This window comes from Thalassospira lucentensis, from assembly GCF_011806425.1.
In the GTDB taxonomy this organism is placed as follows: Bacteria; Pseudomonadota; Alphaproteobacteria; order Rhodospirillales; family Thalassospiraceae; genus Thalassospira; species Thalassospira lucentensis_B.
The window spans coordinates 392,133-409,972 of record NZ_JAATOV010000002.1; the positions used below are offsets into that span (position 1 = coordinate 392,133).

Genomic DNA, 17,840 nt, shown 5'->3' on the forward strand with positions numbered 1-17,840 from the left:
CTCTTTATCGTCTTCTCCTAAATGCTGCATCCTTTTGGATGCAGCAGGGGAAATCGACGATCTGATATTGGGGAACCGTTATATGAATTCCGTAATGAAAAAGCTCGCCGCCGTCTTTGGCTTGGCGATATTGACCGCCTGCGCATCGCCTGCAGAATTCCAAAACATGGTCGTGACAGACGCGGTTGATACGACAACCGTGCAAACGACCGCGTATCATCAGAATGTCACTGTTGCGCGTGTCGATGGCGGCGAAGATACCAACCCGTTATGGACCTCGGAAATCAGCAGCCAGGCCTTTGAAAAAGCACTGATCAAATCGCTTGAGAATGCGGGTATCCTGTCGGAACTAAAAGATGGTGCGCCCTACAAACTGCGCGCGACCCTTTTGGAAGTCGATCAGCCGATATTTGGACTTAACTTCACGGTGCGTACGCGTGTGCGTTACGAAGTGATCGATAGCCAAACGAACAAAGCCATCTTTGATCAGGAAGTTCCGGCTGAGCACACGGCAACCTTTGGCGATTCACCATTTGCAATCCAGCGACTGCGCCTTGCAAATGAGGGGGCTGCGAAAAACAACATCGCCGCATTCATCGAAAAGCTGATTGCCGAACGTCCGAAATCTTCAACAGATAACGTCGCTGTTAAATAAGCCCGTCATCACGCGTGGCCGAGCGCATGCCGATTTCGTCAAGTTCTTCTTGTTCTTTGCGATCTTCTTCGGCGCGTTCGGCCTCGACGCGGTTGCGCTCGGCAATCTCGGCTGTTTTCATCGCCTTAAACGCGTCTGCAACTTCATCGCGAAACGCATCGATTTTGCTTTCTTGTTCGGCAATGCGTTCCTCTAATGCCGCGCGTTCGGCAACGACGGCACTGGCAAACCCGGCATAGGCAAAGCCAATCATTCCGGGATTTTCGGCGGCGACCTTTTGCTCGTTAATCACGGCCTGCTCAAGGGCTTCTTTTTCGCCAAACAAATTTTCAAGCACGCTAAGCATCTCGCCAAGTTCCCGGCGCTTTTCATCAAGCGCCCATTTGCGCATGCGAACCAGCGTTTTGAAGTCTTTTGCCATCGGAAACTACCTATCCCATGCCACAAAGCCGATACGACCAGAAATCACAGGCCACCATTACGCCCCAAGGCGCGTTTTTCCGCGTTTAAATCACGACCGTCGGCATTATTAGAACGGCTACTTACTTGCGGTCGGCCATTCATGTTTGGCGCCCCGGCCTGCGCGCCATTGCCCGCCATCGGCTGATTGGCCATTTGGGCATTCGCAACACCTTGGTCATTTTGGGCCGGCAACATATCCAGACGCTGGGCCAGATCGACATACCCTTCATTTAGGCGCATGCATTCGGTTTTACGCTGTTTTAAGAATTCCTCGATCAGCGGAAAGTAGTGGATCGCTTCATCGACCTTGGCATCCGTCCCCTGACGATACGCCCCCAACCGGATCAGCTCCGCCATGTCTTCGTAGGTCGCCAACAATTGCCTTGCACGCGTTACAATCTGATTTTCGGCCTCGGTATTACAGCCGGGCATCGTACGCGACACACTGCGCAGGATATTAATCGCCGGGTATCGCCCTTGCTCCGCAATGGAACGATCCAGCACCACGTGCCCATCCAAAATACCACGCACGGCATCGGAAATCGGTTCGTTATGGTCATCACCATCAACCAAAACCGTAAACAGCCCCGTAATTGATCCCTGCCCCGGCCCACCGGGACCGGCCCGTTCCAACAAACGCGGCAATTCGGCAAACACGGTCGGCGTATAGCCCTTGGATGCTGGTGGCTCCCCCACCGAAAGGCTGATTTCGCGCTGGGCCATGGCAAAACGGGTCACGGAATCCATCATGCACAGCACATCGCGCCCGACATCGCGGAAATATTCCGAAATCGCCATGGTCATATAGGCTGCTTGGCGGCGCATCAAAGGCGGCTCGTCCGATGTTGCGACCACAACCACAGACCGCTTCAGGCCTTCTTCGCCCAAATCATCTTCGATAAATTCGCGTGCTTCGCGACCACGTTCCCCGATCAACCCGACCACGGAAACATCTGATGTGGTGTGGCGCGTCATCATCGAGAGCATGCTCGATTTACCAACACCGGACCCCGCGAAAATGCCCATACGTTGACCGCGACAGACGGTCAAAAACGTATTCATCGCCCGTACACCAAGATCAATCTTGCCCGCCACCCGTTGGCGCGAATGGGCTGATGGCGGCATATTGCGAATGGGATAGGCCTGATGCCCTTCGCTTAATGGTCCTTTGCCGTCAACCGGCTGACCAAAGGCATTTACCACCCGGCCCAGCCAGCTTTCATCTGGGTACACTTGTGGTTGGGTATCAGCCAGCTCCACGTCACAGCCAATCCCGATGCCATCCAAAATGCCAAACGGCATCAAAAGCGCGCGTTCATTGCGAAAACCAACGACTTCGCACACCACCGGCTTTCCGTCCCGACGTTTGACCTTGCATCGATCCCCAACCGAAAGCGCACCTTCGACCCCGCCGATTTCGACCAAGAGGCCCAAAACCGCGGTCACACGCCCCACTGTCCGATATTCGGGAATGCCACGAAGTTCTGAGATGATGTTGCGACCGATTTTAAACACGTCAGGGACTTTTCTAATTACCGCACGTCAGATGAAACAGGACCCGATATTGATCCCCACCCCAACAACCGCAGGGTGGCAAATCGCTTCGCGTCGACTTAAATATATTTGCACATTTGGCGTTAAAAAGCTGTGTATTTGGCAAAAACGCAAAAAATAATGATTTTTGTCCCCCAGTTTATTAATGCCGCAAACCGTTGGAAAAACTCACATTCGGCGTGCAACAGAACTGTGACACAAAAAAAAGTTAACGATATGCGACTCGGCTTCTTGCCACGAGTCGCAAAGCAACGTATCGTTAACGGAATGGGAAAAAAATTCCGGTCGAAAATCGTTGGGGCGGTTATCGAAAAAGCGGATAGACACGGACTTATTGCGGAACACGGTAACGGAGCAGAGACATGCGGGTGCTGCTGGTTGAGGATGACAATACCTATTCGGATAGCATTGAGCTGATGCTCAAATCTGAAGGTATGGTGATCGATACAACTGATCTTGGCGAAGATGGCCTCGAGATCGGTAAACTTTATGATTACGATATTATTCTGTTGGACCTTATGTTGCCCGATATAGACGGCTACGAGGTCCTCAGACGTTTACGCGATGCACGCGTTGACACCCCGGTCCTTATTCTTTCGGGGCTGACAGAAACCGAAGACAAGGTCAAAGGCCTTGGGTTCGGTGCAGACGATTATCTTACCAAGCCTTTCGACAAGGTTGAGCTTCTGGCCCGTATTCAAGCGATCGTCCGTCGCTCACGCGGTCATGCCCAATCGATGATTTCGACCGGCAAACTGAATGTGAACCTTGATGCGCGCACCGTCGATGTGGACGGTTCACCCTTGCATTTGACTGGCAAGGAATATGGCATCCTTGAATTGCTGTCGCTGCGTAAAGGCACGACACTGACCAAGGAAATGTTCCTCAACCACCTGTATGGTGGCATGGACGAGCCGGAACTTAAGATCATTGACGTTTTTGTCTGCAAACTGCGCAAGAAAATCCAGTCTGCGACCAAGGGCGACAACTACATTCATACGGTTTGGGGCCGGGGCTATGTGCTGCGCGATCCTGACACCAATAGCGCTGCGGCCTAGTCTTTTGCCAGCCCCCTAAACCTTGGTGTTTCGGGAATTTTAAAAAGATGCCCGCACGATCCAAAAAACGCCCCGGCTCTGCACCGGGGCGTTTTTGTATCTACGAGAGCGATTTGATGTGTTGGGCTGCCCAAAGCTAAGCCGCGATAACTGCACCAAACAGAAATCCCGAACCGAACGGTCTTATCTCACTTACTTTTTGTCTTCGGGTTTCCCGAAACGGGAACGGTCAAAAGTGGAAGACGGGCGTGTCGTGCCACTTGTCCCACTGGTATTTCCAGTCCCCGTTGAAGGACGCGTTGGTGTCGTACCACCGGAACCCGTTCCTGTGGACCCAGTACCAAGCGGCCGACGATAGGTTGAGCCAGTTGTACCAGTCGTGCCAGTTCCCGTCGTGCCCGGGCGTGTAGTCGACCCGGTGCCGGTCGATCCTGCTGGTCGACTAAACGAGCTACCTGTGCCAGTCGTGCCCGTGGTGCCGGTTGTCCCTGTCGTACCGGGACGCGGCGGCGTTACGCCAGGACGTGCAGTTGAACCGGTTGTACCGCTCGTCCCCGTCGTCCCAAACGGACGCGCCGCAGTCGAACCGGGCGTGGTCGCGCCTGGGGTTGTCGGACGCGCAGCGGATCCTGCTGTCGTTCCAGCCCCAGTTTGCATGTGTTTTGGCTTTTGGAAGGTCAATCCACCCGCAGCAGCCCCACTTGATGCTGCCGCCGTGCCGCCAGCCTGCGCCTTTTCAAGCGCGGCCAGATCAACTTCGGGTGCACCCGGGCGGTTCAACTGATAGATACCGCGCTGACGTGCCAGCGGTTTAAATTTGTCCGAAATGCCCAACACCGTTTCCGCCCCACCAAGGAACAGGAAACCATCATCTGGCATCAAGGCCGAAATGCGGGACAACACATCGCTTTTGGTCGGCTGATCAAAGTAAATCAGCACGTTACGGCAATAGACAATGTCAAACTGACCCAGCGGACGGAAATCGTCCAAAAGGTTGAATTCCTTGTACTGGACCTTTGATCGAATATCGGCCGAAATCTGCCACTGGTCTTCCTGCTTTTGGAAATATTTCACCAGAAGGTTAATCGGAAGGCCCCTTTGGACTTCGAATTGGGAATAGAGCCCCGCACGGGCCTTTGTCAAAATCTCACGCGAGATATCCGTACCAATGATTTCAATGCGCCATCCCGAAAGCTGGCTTTTGAATTCATCAAGGATCATCGCCAGCGAATAAGGTTCTTGGCCCGAAGACGCCGCCGCACACCAAATGCGCAAGTGGCGTTTGGACGCACGCGCCTTGATCATGTGGGGCAACACGACATGACGGAACTGATCAAACGGTTTGGTATCGCGGAAAAAGAAGCTTTCATTGGTCGTCATTGCATCGACGACATCTTCGACCAGCTGACGATCCCCGCCACGCATGGCGCTAATCAGCTCACCCAAATCTTTCAGGCCGCGCTTGCGCGCGATCGGCATCAGCCGGCTTTCGAGCAGATAAGTCTTGTCCTCGCTCAGAACGAGCCCGGACTTTGACTTTATCAGTCTGCTTACGAAATCGAAGTCTTCCGGCTTCATCATTGTGGGTTAACGCCCCCCCGCAAATTTTTTGATATAGGCAGCAATTCCACCAACTGGCAGGACAGCAGAACAGATACCGGCATGCGCAGCCGCACCTGGCATTCCCCATACAACACTGCTTTGTTCGTCTTGCGCCACGACCATACCCCCGGCTCCGACAACTTCACGCCCGCCTAGCATACCATCCTGACCCATTCCGGTCAGTATCGCGGTGAGAACATTTCCACCGTAACTTTGAACAATGCTACGCAGCATCGGATCAACAGACGGTCGGCAGAAATTTTCAGGCGGATTTTGATTCAACTTGATTTGACGCGAAGCACCGCGCCCTTCAATTGTCATGTGGTAATCACCGGGCGCAAGGTAAACCTGCCCGCCAACAATTTGCATGCCATTTTGACCTTCCTGGCACTTAAGACCAGTCAGGCGCGTAATATGCTCAGCTAAAATTGTCGTAAAGGTGGCGGGCATGTGCTGCGTGATAAAAATCGGCTGACGCACACCGGCCAAACCACGCAGAACCTCAAACAAAGCCTGCGGTCCACCCGTCGAGCTACCAATCGCAATTGCTTCGACATTTAAACGTTTTTCCGGCAACAGCGTAAAGGCCGATCCCCCCGACCGCGCACGCGCGGGTGCTGGTGCAGCCGATCCGCGTGCGGCTGGCCGGGCACGTGCTTTTTTCGGTGCAGGTGCCACTGGGCGCGCTGCTGGCGCCTTTGCCTTTGCTGGGGCTGGTGCCGCCTTGCTGCTGGATGACGCCGCTGGCTTGGCGGCTGTCGCCGCCTTGGCAACACTTGCCTTGCTGGCACGATCACCCACCGCAATGGCCGCATCACGAATAAGACCACCCGGATCACGCGGCGCGCCAGGGACACGCGGATTTACCGGTGCCGACGTCGCACGCGGTGCCGCATCGGCGGAACGCGCTGCTGGTGCTGCCTGCGGTGCGTGTGGCATCGGGCGCATTTGCATCTGCGGCGGACGTGGGTGTTGTTGCATCGGACGCGGGCGCAGCTCAGCGGTAAAGCGTTTACGCTGAATACGGCCAGCCTTTTGCATTTGCTGATGCTCAAGCGACATTTGCGCCCGGAAAGGTGCTTGACCTTTCTCATGATCATCAGAAGATTTGGCTGAGTTTTCTGCCTCAGATGCCTCGGCATGCGCACCGTCTTCTGGCGCTGCGTCCTGTGGCTCGGCATCGGATGCCGGTGATGCTTCATCGGCAGTCGGCATTTCTGCCTCGGCTGCGTCCGCGGCCTCACGTTCGACGGCATGCGCTTCTTCGACCTCAAGCATCTTACGACGCTGTTCGGCCCAGGCTTTCACCTTATCAATAAGCTCTGCACGGAACCCTTCACCAACATTCAGGTCTTTGGACGAGCTTGGTTTGGGAATGTAATCCACCGCGCCAAGGGTCATCGCCTGAAAACTGATATCGGCGTTTCGCTTGGTCAGGGTCGATGCCATGATCACGCGCACCGTTGGATCGATTTCCAACAGTTTTGGCAAGGCCGTCAACCCGTCCATGACGGGCATCTCGATATCGAGAACGACAACCTCAATGCCATTACCCTCTTCCATCACAGCAAGGGCTTCTTCACCATTAACGACCGATGCGACGACGGTGATTTCGTCGTCCTCGTTCATCATGCGTGTTACCAGCCCGCGTACAATGGCGGAGTCATCAACAATCAGGACTTTATAAGGCGAATGGTTAGGCAATTCTTGCACGTAGCAACATCCCCGCTAGAACCAGGAGATCAAAAACAGGCTGCCGAGCCGGCAACATTTAAAAGGGGATCTAAATCAGACCAACCTGTTCAAACTTTGCCTGAATAATCTCACTGTCGAACGGCTTCATGATGTATTCATTCGCACCGGCTGTGATGGCTTCCTGAATATGCTCCAGGTCGTTTTCCGTCGTACAGAATACGACGACCGGTTCATCACCGCCCGGCGAAGCGCGAAGCTCACGCAAGAAATCAATCCCACTTTTTATGGGCATGTTCCAATCAAGAAGCACCGCGTCGGGCATATCTTCGAGGCACTTTTCAAGAGCCTCTTGACCATCAACTGCTTCGACAACCTCGAAACTCATCTCTTCGAGGATGCGGCGCGCGACCATTCGGATGACTTTTGAATCATCGACGACGAGACAACTCTTCATCGACTTCCTTCTCGTGTTTCTAGGTCGTTAAGCCAAGAACGGCATCGTACCGGCCGCATTAGGCGCCCGGTACGACCTTCATGATCAACCAGCCTGTTTTACGGCTGCGTTGAAATCAAGCAAGCGAGTCACATCAAGAATAACCAAAAGTTTTTTATCGAGGCGGAAAATTCCATCGGAAAATTCGCGCCAGCGGGAATCAAGGGTTGCCGGGTTCTGTTCAAACGCCTTTCTCGGGACGCTCAAGACTTCTCCGACTTGATCCACCATCAGGCTGTAAAGCTCGCCGCCTTGATCGACAACGATGCTCATGCCCGGATCTTCGTCTTCTTTTTCACGCAGTCCCAGCCGCTTGCGAACGTCAATCGCCGTCACAATACGCCCGCGCAGGTTCAAAGAACCGGCGACTTCAGGCGGCGCAAGCGGAATGCGTGTAATACGCTGGGGTCCCAGTACATCCTGAACCGTCAGAACCGGAATCCCAAAAAGCTGTTTGCCGATATACGCGGTGACAAAATCCTGTGTGTCACCGCGAAGATCAAGAGCTGCCCCACGTTCATGGCTCGGGACAAGTGCCTTATTGTCACTCATATTTCGATCTCCCGATTAAATGGTGCTCAGTGTCTGGATCAAAGTCGAGACAAGTGCATCGCGGTCAAATTTGGCAACATAATCGCTGAAGCCAACCTGGCGACCGCGCTCGAAATCTTCGTCCTTGGTGTGCGACGACAGGGCAATGATCGGTATTTCGCCCCAAAGTTCATCATTCTGCAACGCTTCAGCAAACTCAAATCCGTTCATACCCGGCATTTCGATGTCACTGATGATCGCGTCAAAGACCTCACCACGGTTTTTCAATTCCATCGCCTGTTCGGCATTTTCCAGTGCAACCACACGGAAACCAGCAACCGACAGCATCGGCGTCAACAAGTTACGGAAGAACGGGCTGTCATCGATCAGAAGAACACGTTTCTTCTCGCCGCCGGTTTCCTCGTTGCCGAACCAATCGCTAAACGCCAGCTCAAGGTAGTAACCAGCATCAATCAGGTCAGTTGCCTTACCGTCAATCACGGCCGAGCCAACCAAACCGTCCTGATCTGCTGTCAGTTCAACATTCAGAACATCATCAACGATATCAACGATTTCATCGACAACAAGACCCATGGTCCGTTCGCGATCCTGGAAGACAAGCGTTGCTTGACGTCCCTCTGCCTTCATCTGGTAACCACCATCGATAAAGACAAGAGGCATCAGTTTGCCACGGTACTGAACCAGCGGACGACCGTTGGAATATTCGATGTTCTCGACATCGATTTCCTCAAGTCGTGCAACCAGTGCCAGCGGCACGGCACGCACTTCGGTGCCGCCTGCCCGGAAGACCAGCATCGAGGTGGTTTCACGGTCAGATGCATCGGATTTTGCTTTGCCTTCGACACCCTGCGAATCCCCAACGGTGATTTCGCCGGTGCGGGTGGCAATGCCGTTCGGATCAAGGATCATAATGACGCTACCGTCACCAAGGATCGTGTTGCCCGAGAACAGCGACAGGTCACGCAGGATCGGTGCAACCGGCTTGACCACGATTTCCTCGGTGTCAAAGACGCGGTCGACAATAATACCAAACGAGTAGGTCCCGACCTGGGCGACAACGATGAATGCTTCTTCATCGACACCGTCATCGGCTTCTTCGGTATTATCAAGCCCAAGAATTTTCTTAAGCGTGACAAGCGGCAGAAGACGATTGCGCAAGCGCAAGACCGGGGTGTCGTGAATGCGTTCAATCGAATGCTCGGAATTGTTCGACGCACGAACAAGTTCCAGAACGCTGATCTGCGGAATGGCAAAACGCTCGGCACCACTTTCAACGATCAGAGCCGAAACGATGGCCAAGGTCAGCGGGATTTTAATGATAAAGGTCGAACCACGGCCCTCGACCGATTTCAGTTCAACCGTACCACCGATTTTTTCGATGTTGGTACGAACCACGTCCATACCCACACCACGACCGGAAACCGACGTCACTTTTTCCGCGGTCGAGAAACCAGCTTTGAAAATGAACTGCTGGATCTGCTGGTCGCCCATGCCTTCCAGTTCGCTTTCGGTCGCAAGACCGTTGGCGATGGCTTTGGCTTTAATGCGTTCAAGGTTCAAACCACGACCATCATCGGAAATCTCGATGATGATGTGACCACCTTCGTGATACGCGTTCAGCGTCACCGTACCGGTTTCTGGTTTGCCAGCTTCGCGACGGCCCGGAATATCTTCCAAACCATGGTCGGCGGAGTTACGCACCATGTGGGTCAGCGGATCTTTAATGAGCTCAAGCACCTGACGGTCAAGTTCCGTATCGGCACCGATCATCTGCAGATCGATTTTCTTGTTCATCTCAAGGGCAAGGTCGCGAACAATACGCGGCAACTTGGCCCATGCATTTCCGATTGGCTGCATACGGGTCTTCATCACGCCTTCCTGAAGGTCGGTCGTGATGTGCGACAGGCGCTGCAACGGCACGGTAAATTCGCTGTCATCCTTGCCACGAACCATCTGCAAAAGCTGGTTACGGGTCAGGACAAGCTCGGAAACCAAGGTCATAAGGTTTTCAAGCAATTCGACGTTCACACGAATCGTCTGCGCAGCAACCGAGCTTTCCTTGGCTTCACCGCGCGGCGCTTCGGCCTTGGCGGATTCTGCTTTGGCGGCTTTGGCCGGTGCTACGGCCTGCGATTTCGCTGCTGCTGGCGGTGCGGCGGCAGGCGCCGGTGTTTCAGGTGCGGCAGGCGCCCCAACGTCCTCATCGACTTCCGTAGCATCAAAAATGGCCTGCAAACGTTCGTCGTCGGTCATTTCTGCTGCTTCTTCGGCAGGCGCTTCTTCCGCGGCAGGTTCAGCCGCCGCAGGGGCCGGGGCAGCTTCTGCCCCCATGATGTTGCCGGTGTCGGCAAAATGGTTCAAGCGCGCAATCAGATCGGCATCGTTGCCGTCTGGCTCTGCTTCATTTTGCTCAAGCTCGCCCAGCAGGTACTTAATCGTATCGATCGACTCAAGGACCAATGTCACCGCATCGGGTGTAACAACGAGTTCCCCATCACGGATCTTGCCCAAGACATTCTCACCTGCGTGCGCCACTGCTTCCAGTCGCGGCAGACCAAGAAATCCACATGTCCCTTTGATGGTGTGCACCAAACGGAAAATGTTCGACAAAATATCAGGATCATTCGGGTTCTGTTCCAACTTCACCAGTTCGACGTCAAGCGTCGAAAGGCTCTCCGAAGTTTCGGTCAGAAATTCACTTAAAAGATCGTCCATATACCCCCTCCAAAACTCCAGCAATCAAACACTTGCCGGAACCGGAACTCCCATTAATGCCCAATGTAGCAATTAAAATAAATCACATCGGTTACTTACGTAGAACCTACCGTACGCTATTACCAGACCCGGACGGCAATTTTTTACACATAGATCAATGCAATATTTCCATCCTGTTGCAAGACCGAAAGCGCCCCACCTGTCCGTTTGGCTAGATTCTTAACGAAAAATCCGTGCACCGTGCGCGGATCAAGAACATCCGCAGAAACATCATTTTCCAGAACATTCATCACTTCCGGACGCAATGCCGCACGTTTTCCGTGCGCGCTTACCGTTGTTTTACCGTCGGAGTCGTGCGCAACGGAAATGGTCCCGCCGAACGGCAATGCCTCACGTGCCATCATCACCATGTTCAGTACGACTCGTCCATGCGATGGATCAAATGTAAGTGCATCCCATTGAAGTTCAACCTTTCCTTCCGCCGCATAAGCTTGGCGGGCAGCATCGCGCATGGATGCCGTATCAACACTGTTGCCCGCCCGGCCAAAGGCCAAGCGAAACAGTTGCAAACGGCGTGCGGCTTCAAGTCCGCTTTTGCGCATCAGGGCCAGCGCCTCGTCATCGGCGACACCTTCTTCGCCCATCAGCTCCGCCCCGGCATTTACCGCACCGACCGGCCCCACAAGGTCATGACAAATACGCGAACTGATCAGTTCGATCAGTGTCATTTCAAGGGCGATGTCCTGGTCCATTACGGCAGTACTCCAACGTATTTTTTTGTGTTTGATATATCGATGCAATGTGTCCCCAAACACATTGACCGTCTTCATAGCCAGTTTTGGCGCCATCATCGCCAACACCCCCGAATACGGCGTTGGCAATTTCGGCAAACAAACCTCTGGCTACCCAGCGCCAAGATTGCCTCTGATATGTTAAGACCTTATTTAGCAGACACGAAATTTACCGTTTAAACGCCTGACCTTGCCCCAGCCAACGCGCTTTTAAACCATAACAACGCACCTCACCCGCACCGCCAAACCACCCGGCATTTTTTGCCGCCGCGCCCGACATCCGCACTGCAGCTCTGGCTTCTAATAACCATGACGCCAAACTCGATACGCCGCACAGGGCCGCAGCTTCCGCACCAATCGGCATTTGCGCGACGGTTGGGTTTGTGACTTTGATGCGAAACGCCTATATAGAAACCATCAACATGACAAACAGGGCACCCCATGGATTTTTTGCTGACACCGGGCACCATTGTTCGCCATCCGACCCAACCTGATTGGGGGCTTGGCCGTATTCAGGCCGTCGATGGGGATCGTATTGCCGTTAACTTTGAAGAAGCCGGTCGCCAGATAATTCGCCCGCGCCACGTGGTTTTGGAAATCGTCGAATCCGCGATCGATTACGAATAGAACCCCACCAACGCCATCGGCGAAGTGCCATTTTTTCGGGTCGCGCACTTAAACGATAATGATCGCAAACCCTTGGCATATGAATTGCTCGTGCTTAGCTGAATGTAAGCGGATGCCAATTTGTTTAAAAATTTAGCGTATTAAATCGGTTTTATCTGGCAAGATAGATGAACCATTGATCGCGCAACCGTCATAACCGAGGTCTGGACAGCTTAATGATTGCAGTCAACAAACCACCACGTGACACTTTCAAGCAGCGTCACAACGTCGCGGCATTTTCCGTATTGGAACATTTTGCCCAGGCGCTGGTCCATCAGGCCCGCGATAATGGCGGTGTTCTGACCGAAGAACAGATTTTAAAGACCGTCGATGGCCTGCGCGACAAGGAAACCCTGTTCGACACCGCATGGGCCATCCTTGAAAGCGACATGGATTCGATCAAGGCCCGCGAAAAAGCCGCCGTCCGTCACGATCCGTTCGGCCGCCTGATGGTCAGCCGGTTTGAATTCCTTCTTGAAGGCGGCCAAGCTGGCGAAGTCGAAGACGGCGCGCTGTCACGCAAAATCCTGCAGCCATTCTTTAAGGTCATCCGCATGATGGTCGGCATGGACATGCTTCAGGAAATCGACCGTGAAATTCACGCGATCATCGATGCCCACGCCAACAAAGACGATGAACTGCGCGATCCCACCGAATATTGGGACCATCTGGCAAAAGAACCTGCCGTTGCGTCGCGCATCAATCTGGTCTTTGCGCGTATGGCCCTGCATTTCGAAGATTACGAACACCGCAAAAAATGGCTGATCCAGCTGGTGAACGACAATCTTCCGTCATCTGACAAAAAGTGGAAATTCACCGAAACCCACTGCATTTTGCTGCTGCATGCGCTGTTTAATGATGTGCGCAAAACACTTTCCGTGCCCGAACAAGCCGCCGAACTGGTGGCAAAGCTTGGCCGGGATGATGTCGAAACCCTGCGCGCTGTGATTAAATCAATTGATGAAGACTATGCCGCACTCAAAAGCGCGGACTAAGTCTTTCTGACATCAAGTCTGGCCGGTGTTTTCTGGCGGTTTCAGGCTAAAAGATAGCAAACCGCGTTCGATCACAATCGGGCGCGGTTTTTCTTATCCAAACTTTCCGTGCCTGCCACTTGACGCAAAGGTGATCGCGCACATTTTAAACCCACTGGTCAAAGCCCGGTCTGTTATGCGACAGTCGCGGTAATGAAGTGTATCTTTCAACCAAACGAACAGTGATAAGCCCCACGTCATGACAACGCCACTGATCGATAAATATGGCCGCCATGTTTCCTATTTGCGCGTTTCGGTAACTGATCGCTGCGATTTCCGCTGCACCTATTGCATGGCGGAAAACATGACGTTCCTACCAAAGTCCGATGTGCTGTCGCTCGAAGAACTCGATCAGCTCTGCACGGCCTTTATCAATCGTGGTGTGCGCAAATTGCGCCTGACGGGTGGCGAACCGTTGGTGCGTCGGGGCATCATGGATTTGATTTCCAACCTGTCGCGCCATCTTAAATCCGGCGCGCTGGACGAGCTGACCATGACCACCAATGGCAGCCAGTTGGCAACCTATGCCGATGATTTGGCCCGCCTCGGTGTGAAACGCCTTAACATTTCGCTCGACAGCCTCGATTCACAGAAATTTACCGAGATCACCCGCCGCGGCCGCCTTGAACAAGTTCTCGCGGGCTTAGAAGCCGCCAAACAGGCGGGCATTCAGATTAAAATCAACACCGTCGCACTTCGTAACTTCAACGAAGACGAAATGTCACGCCTTGTCGCGTGGTGCGGCAAAGAAGGATTTGATCTCTGCCTGATCGAAACCATGCCGCTTGGCGACATTGACGGCGACCGCACCGATCAGTATTTGCCGCTCACGGCGGTGCGTGAACGGCTGGAACAAGAATACACCCTGATCCCGTCCGAATACGTCACCCCAGGACCGGCGCGCTATACCACCGTCGCCGAAACCGGCGGACGTCTGGGCTTCATCACCCCGCTGACCCATAACTTCTGCGAAGGGTGCAACCGCGTGCGCGTGACCTGTACGGGTACGCTTTACATGTGCCTTGGCCAAGAAGACCACGTTGATCTGCGCGCAGCCCTTCGCACCGGCGATCCGCGCGCCCTTGATCAAATGCTCGACGCGGCCATGGTCCTAAAACCCAAAGGCCACGACTTCGTCATCGATCGCAAAGGCCAGAAGCCTGCGGTTGGTCGACATATGAGCATGACGGGCGGCTAAATCGCCTGATCTAAGTTCTGGAAAAGCCATTCCACATCATTGTCCGCCGCAATGCGGAGCAAATGAGATGCGCAGTTAAGACAATCACTGCTGCCAAACCCGGGCACCGGGATTGTCACCGCACAGTGCGCTGCGCCTTCAATCCTATGTCGTAAGCCGCACTCATCGCCACACGGCACCACCAGCACCGAAACAACCCGACCAGCTCCGCTTGATGTCAGTTCATCGACATGCCAGTGGGGCTTTTTATCATGTTTGCAATGGCGCTTAACACGTGCAGCAATGCCGCCCGGTCCGTTGGCTGAACCGCAATACAAATAGGTTCCTTTGGCAAGGACGGTTCCTGCAAAGCGTATGTTTCGAAGTATGAGATCCGCGCTCAGTTCAATCACCAAGACATAGGCTCCGGCAACTTTTGGAAGCTGCCGGAGGGTTTGGTCATTTATGTCTTTGAAAAACGTGCTCACGCGTCGGGTTGATCGCGCAGCAGCAGATCAATCGAAAGCCCCGGCCCGGATGTACCGTTGCTTAGAACCGGTTCGCAATGCTCGTTAATGCGCGATGCAATCCGCTGGCGATAGCCGCTAAAGCGTTTTGATTCGACCACATCGACAGCTTGGTCAAGATGCACCTCAACGCGAAAGACACCGCCCACCGGCGTTGCCGTCACACTACGGATTTGGCCGGTCACTGCATGGCCCAGATACGATCCGGCAAAGCGTTTGCCGATGCCAAGGTCAGAAACATGGGTGGGGATATTACGCCGAGCCATCGCAACGGCGGTGTTCCAGTCGCGAAATCCATGACTTTGCGCCAAAAGCTCCAGCGAACCGGCGTGCGAAATCTCAACGTCACGCGCCGCCAAGGCTTTGCGTAAGCGCTTTGCCTGGGTCTTAAACTGCTCAGCCGCGTCCGTTTCAATGTCGGCACGGTTGAGTTTAAGGGTATTTGAAGTCATTCATCGTCTCCATACAGGAGGCCGGGCGTCCGCATTGCCGGTCCGTTGCCTGATCTGGAAACGGGTCCGATAGTTTTCATCTGCAACACTTTACCAAAGGCATACGCCTTGCGGACGGCGGGTGTGCGCAACCCTGTTTGCTATGTAGCCAATTATCCCCGCCAAGACAAGCACGCGTATTGCCCGAACCACAGAACTTCCCCGGATGTCACCTGACACCACACTGTGCCATAGAACACCCCCACAGAAATTGACAGCCCCGGGGGCAACAACATATACCAAATGAAACAGTTCCCATCGAACGGGCCGACGGGTCGTTCGATCTATCATAAGGAAGAAACGCCATGGCCATGGAAGCCTATGAAATCGAAAGCATGATCAAGGAAGCGCTGCCCGATGCACAGGTTCGCATCGAAGATTTGCGCGGCGATGGCGATCATTATGCAGCAATTGTGGTGTCCGAGCAGTTCCGCGGCAAAACCCGCGTGATCCAGCATCAGATGGTCTATTCCGCACTTAAGGGCAAAATGGGCGGCGATCTGCATGCCCTCGCCCTGCAAACCTCGGCGCCCGACTAAACACGATTTCTGACAAAACCACGACCAACACCAAGACCACCACCAACATTCGGCATATGCCCCGCCACCGTCCTTAGGCCGCAACGCTAGGCCACCATCAAGCGGCATCACCACAGGACTTCATCCATAAGTTCCGTGACCGAATATCTGGTGTTTATGTGCAGGCCTGCGAACGGGCGTCGAACCACCTTCGGCGCCCGCGCATTTCAAAACCGACCACCTTACCGTGCCCATCCCGGCCCGCCCTTTCTTTGCCCGCCGGAAACAGCCCCATTAATCACTGACGGCGCAATAACCATGTCATCGACACAAAAACCGGCATTGATCGGCGCAGGCCCCCTTGCTGGGCTTGGTGCCTTCACTATTTGGGGCACCTTTGGGATCTATTTCAAATTGATCTCGTTTGCCGGCCCAGCTGAAATCTTGGCCCATCGGATCATTTGGTCGGCAGTTTTAACATTGATTTTGGTGTTTGCCTTTGGGCGGCGCAAAGAACTTTGGAAGCTGATTTCTTCGGTCAAAACCCTTGGCTTTCTGTTTCTAAGCAGTCTGTTGGTTGCGGGCAACTGGCTGGTTTATATTTGGGCTGTGAACAGCGGCAACGCGCTTGAAGCCAGCCTTGGCTATTACATCATGCCGTTGGTCATGCTGTTGTTGGGCCGGGTGTTCTTTGCTGAAAAGCTTAACCGTATTCAGATGATCTCGGTGGCAATTTGTGCCGTCGGTGTTGCGAACCTGTTGGTGTTTTACGGGCATTTGCCGTGGATTGCGCTTAGCCTGTCGAGCCTGTTTGCCTTTTATGGCGTGATCCGCAAATTCGTCCCCGCTGATCCGATTGCCGGTCTTTTTGTTGAATGCGCGATGCTTGCGCCGATGTCGCTTGGCTATATTTTCTGGCTTGATAGCAACGGCAATTCAGCCTTTGGCACCATCGGAATGACCCAAGACATGATGTTGATCGGTCTTGGCATCTTCACCACAGTGCCACTTGTGATGTTTGCTTATGCCGCCCGCAACATGAAGTTTTCCGCCCTTGGTCTGATGCAGTATCTGAACCCGACCCTGCAATTCATTGTCGCGGTTCTGATCTTTGGCGAGACGTTTACCACCGCACATATGGTGACATATACGCTGGTCTGGCTCGGACTGGGCGTTTACACTTGGGATAACCTGCTCCGTGCGCGTCAAAATCGCCGCAAGAGTTGACAGAACCGCAGGTTCCAGCCATATCTTCGGCCAAACAGTTTAACTGAAATTCCCGCGGCCTTTTGATCGCCGCCCAACGCCAAGGACAATCATTATGACCGACAATCCGGTTTTCGAACGCATCCAAAAGGACATCAACGATAACGATGTTGTCGTGTTCATGAAGGGTACCGCGATGTTCCCGCAGTGTGGCTTCTCTGCTGCTGTGGTTCAGGTCATGGCCGAACTGGGTGTTCCGTTCAAAGACATCAACGTTCTGGTCGACCCGGCAATCCGCCAGGGCATCAAAGACTTTTCTAACTGGCCGACCATCCCGCAGCTTTACGTCAAGGGCGAGTTCCTCGGCGGCTGTGACATCGTCCGTGAAATGTTTGCATCGGGCGAACTGGCCCAGCACCTTAAAGACAAAGGCGTTGCCGTCGCCGCCTAAGGCGCGATCGCCAAGCCAAATAAAAACGCGCTGCGCAGGGTTCCTGCCAGCGCGTTTTTTTTGTGCCCACGTGCGGGGTCGTTGCCGTTCACCCTCCGCCACACAATCGTGCTCAAAGCGCTGTATAGGCACGCCGGTGGTAATCCAACCACTGCCCGCTTGCCTCACCTGCTGACACCATCAAACAGAATCC

General features: G+C 53.9%; 18 protein-coding genes. 8 read left to right on the plus strand and 10 right to left on the minus strand.

The features are described 5' to 3' along the window. The first annotated feature begins 82 nt into the window (after nt 1-82). The gene (locus tag HCZ99_RS07380) at nt 83-655 is read left to right on the plus strand and encodes a hypothetical protein (RefSeq protein ID WP_217701470.1); all 573 of its coding nucleotides are present in this window, start codon (nt 83-85) and stop codon (nt 653-655) included. Here HCZ99_RS07380 and HCZ99_RS07385 read toward each other — a convergent pair. Together HCZ99_RS07385 and fliI are read right to left on the minus strand one after the other, a co-directional pair. Next, nucleotides 648-1,076 carry a flagellar FliJ family protein gene (locus HCZ99_RS07385; protein WP_167446307.1) on the minus strand — a complete coding sequence of 143 codons (429 nt, stop codon included), beginning with the start codon at nt 1,074-1,076 and terminating at the stop codon, nt 648-650. The genes HCZ99_RS07380 and HCZ99_RS07385 overlap by 8 nt on opposite strands. Nucleotides 1,077-1,120: 44 nt before the next feature. Continuing rightward, a complete protein-coding gene (gene fliI, locus HCZ99_RS07390; protein ID WP_167446308.1) occupies nt 1,121-2,632 on the minus strand; it encodes a flagellar protein export ATPase FliI in 1,512 nt (503 codons plus the stop codon). A gap of 401 nt (nt 2,633-3,033) precedes the next feature. Here fliI and ctrA point away from each other — a divergent pair, with 401 nt between their 5' ends. Continuing rightward, nucleotides 3,034-3,729: a response regulator transcription factor CtrA gene (gene ctrA, locus HCZ99_RS07395; RefSeq protein WP_167446309.1), complete on the plus strand. Its 696-nt coding sequence runs from the start codon at nt 3,034-3,036 to the stop codon at nt 3,727-3,729. 192 nt (nt 3,730-3,921) lie between these two features. Here the strand turns inward: ctrA and HCZ99_RS20880 are convergent, their stop codons facing one another. The 6 genes from HCZ99_RS20880 to HCZ99_RS07425 form a co-directional block, all read right to left on the minus strand. Further along, nucleotides 3,922-5,310 (minus strand): CheR family methyltransferase, encoded by a 1,389-nt coding sequence (locus tag HCZ99_RS20880; RefSeq protein ID WP_167446310.1) that lies wholly within the window; start codon nt 5,308-5,310, stop codon nt 3,922-3,924. Nucleotides 5,311-5,316: 6 nt separating this feature from the next. Further along, nucleotides 5,317-7,044 carry a chemotaxis protein CheB gene (locus HCZ99_RS07405; protein ID WP_167446311.1) on the minus strand — a complete coding sequence of 576 codons (1,728 nt, stop codon included), beginning with the start codon at nt 7,042-7,044 and terminating at the stop codon, nt 5,317-5,319. A 70-nt stretch (nt 7,045-7,114) separates the two neighbouring features. Beyond that, on the minus strand, nt 7,115-7,480 hold the full coding sequence (locus HCZ99_RS07410; protein ID WP_101301992.1) for a response regulator: 366 nt from the start codon (nt 7,478-7,480) through the stop codon (nt 7,115-7,117). A gap of 84 nt (nt 7,481-7,564) precedes the next feature. Continuing rightward, a complete protein-coding gene (locus HCZ99_RS07415; RefSeq protein WP_167446312.1) occupies nt 7,565-8,071 on the minus strand; it encodes a chemotaxis protein CheW in 507 nt (168 codons plus the stop codon). A gap of 15 nt (nt 8,072-8,086) precedes the next feature. Next, nucleotides 8,087-10,786 carry a hybrid sensor histidine kinase/response regulator gene (locus HCZ99_RS07420; protein ID WP_167446313.1) on the minus strand — a complete coding sequence of 900 codons (2,700 nt, stop codon included), beginning with the start codon at nt 10,784-10,786 and terminating at the stop codon, nt 8,087-8,089. Between the two features lie 143 nt (nt 10,787-10,929). Beyond that, nucleotides 10,930-11,538 carry a histidine phosphotransferase family protein gene (locus tag HCZ99_RS07425; protein ID WP_167446314.1) on the minus strand — a complete coding sequence of 203 codons (609 nt, stop codon included), beginning with the start codon at nt 11,536-11,538 and terminating at the stop codon, nt 10,930-10,932. 480 nt (nt 11,539-12,018) lie between these two features. Between HCZ99_RS07425 and HCZ99_RS07430 the strand changes: the two genes are divergently transcribed. The 3 genes from HCZ99_RS07430 to moaA all read left to right on the plus strand — a co-directional run bounded on the left by HCZ99_RS07430 (nt 12,019) and on the right by moaA (nt 14,475). Continuing rightward, a complete protein-coding gene (locus tag HCZ99_RS07430) occupies nt 12,019-12,204 on the plus strand; it encodes a DUF3553 domain-containing protein (protein WP_167446315.1) in 186 nt (61 codons plus the stop codon). Nucleotides 12,205-12,419: 215 nt separating this feature from the next. After that, on the plus strand, nt 12,420-13,238 hold the full coding sequence (locus tag HCZ99_RS07435; protein WP_167446316.1) for a hypothetical protein: 819 nt from the start codon (nt 12,420-12,422) through the stop codon (nt 13,236-13,238). Nucleotides 13,239-13,476: 238 nt separating this feature from the next. After that, a complete protein-coding gene (moaA, locus tag HCZ99_RS07440; protein WP_167446317.1) occupies nt 13,477-14,475 on the plus strand; it encodes a GTP 3',8-cyclase MoaA in 999 nt (332 codons plus the stop codon). On the opposite strand, the gene HCZ99_RS07445 is transcribed toward moaA, so the two are convergent. Both HCZ99_RS07445 and HCZ99_RS07450 read right to left on the minus strand, forming a co-directional pair. Further along, the gene (locus tag HCZ99_RS07445; RefSeq protein WP_368484239.1) at nt 14,472-14,942 is read right to left on the minus strand and encodes a GIY-YIG nuclease family protein; all 471 of its coding nucleotides are present in this window, start codon (nt 14,940-14,942) and stop codon (nt 14,472-14,474) included. The genes moaA and HCZ99_RS07445 overlap by 4 nt on opposite strands. Then, nucleotides 14,939-15,433: a glyoxalase superfamily protein gene (locus tag HCZ99_RS07450; RefSeq protein ID WP_167446318.1), complete on the minus strand. Its 495-nt coding sequence runs from the start codon at nt 15,431-15,433 to the stop codon at nt 14,939-14,941. Before HCZ99_RS07450 ends, HCZ99_RS07445 begins: the two co-directional genes overlap by 4 nt. Nucleotides 15,434-15,777: 344 nt before the next feature. Here HCZ99_RS07450 and HCZ99_RS07455 point away from each other — a divergent pair, with 344 nt between their 5' ends. The 3 genes from HCZ99_RS07455 to grxD all read left to right on the plus strand — a co-directional run bounded on the left by HCZ99_RS07455 (nt 15,778) and on the right by grxD (nt 17,647). After that, entirely contained in the window at nt 15,778-16,011 is a 234-nt protein-coding gene (locus HCZ99_RS07455; RefSeq protein ID WP_101301983.1) for a BolA family protein, read from the plus strand. Between the two features lie 297 nt (nt 16,012-16,308). After that, complete coding sequence (gene rarD / locus HCZ99_RS07460) at nt 16,309-17,217, plus strand: EamA family transporter RarD (RefSeq protein ID WP_167446319.1); 909 nt, start codon at nt 16,309-16,311, stop codon at nt 17,215-17,217. A 94-nt stretch (nt 17,218-17,311) separates the two neighbouring features. Next, the gene (gene grxD, locus HCZ99_RS07465) at nt 17,312-17,647 is read left to right on the plus strand and encodes a Grx4 family monothiol glutaredoxin (protein WP_167446320.1); all 336 of its coding nucleotides are present in this window, start codon (nt 17,312-17,314) and stop codon (nt 17,645-17,647) included. Nucleotides 17,648-17,840: the final 193 nt, after the last annotated feature.

Excerpts from the sequence above, each read along its gene's own strand:
- HCZ99_RS07380 (WP_217701470.1), top strand. The coding sequence starts at position 83 with ATGAATTCCGTAATGAAAAAGCTCGCCGCCGTCTTTGGCTTGGCGATA.
- HCZ99_RS07385 (WP_167446307.1), bottom strand. The coding sequence starts at position 1,076 with ATGGCAAAAGACTTCAAAACGCTGGTTCGCATGCGCAAATGGGCGCTT.
- ctrA (WP_167446309.1), top strand. The coding sequence starts at position 3,034 with ATGCGGGTGCTGCTGGTTGAGGATGACAATACCTATTCGGATAGCATT.
- HCZ99_RS20880 (WP_167446310.1), bottom strand. The coding sequence starts at position 5,310 with ATGATGAAGCCGGAAGACTTCGATTTCGTAAGCAGACTGATAAAGTCA.
- HCZ99_RS07410 (WP_101301992.1), bottom strand. The coding sequence starts at position 7,480 with ATGAAGAGTTGTCTCGTCGTCGATGATTCAAAAGTCATCCGAATGGTC.
- HCZ99_RS07415 (WP_167446312.1), bottom strand. The coding sequence starts at position 8,071 with ATGAGTGACAATAAGGCACTTGTCCCGAGCCATGAACGTGGGGCAGCT.
- HCZ99_RS07420 (WP_167446313.1), bottom strand. The coding sequence starts at position 10,786 with ATGGACGATCTTTTAAGTGAATTTCTGACCGAAACTTCGGAGAGCCTT.
- HCZ99_RS07425 (WP_167446314.1), bottom strand. The coding sequence starts at position 11,538 with ATGGACCAGGACATCGCCCTTGAAATGACACTGATCGAACTGATCAGT.
- HCZ99_RS07430 (WP_167446315.1), top strand. The coding sequence starts at position 12,019 with ATGGATTTTTTGCTGACACCGGGCACCATTGTTCGCCATCCGACCCAA.
- HCZ99_RS07435 (WP_167446316.1), top strand. The coding sequence starts at position 12,420 with ATGATTGCAGTCAACAAACCACCACGTGACACTTTCAAGCAGCGTCAC.
- moaA (WP_167446317.1), top strand. The coding sequence starts at position 13,477 with ATGACAACGCCACTGATCGATAAATATGGCCGCCATGTTTCCTATTTG.
- HCZ99_RS07450 (WP_167446318.1), bottom strand. The coding sequence starts at position 15,433 with ATGACTTCAAATACCCTTAAACTCAACCGTGCCGACATTGAAACGGAC.
- HCZ99_RS07455 (WP_101301983.1), top strand. The coding sequence starts at position 15,778 with ATGGCCATGGAAGCCTATGAAATCGAAAGCATGATCAAGGAAGCGCTG.
- rarD (WP_167446319.1), top strand. The coding sequence starts at position 16,309 with ATGTCATCGACACAAAAACCGGCATTGATCGGCGCAGGCCCCCTTGCT.
- grxD (WP_167446320.1), top strand. The coding sequence starts at position 17,312 with ATGACCGACAATCCGGTTTTCGAACGCATCCAAAAGGACATCAACGAT.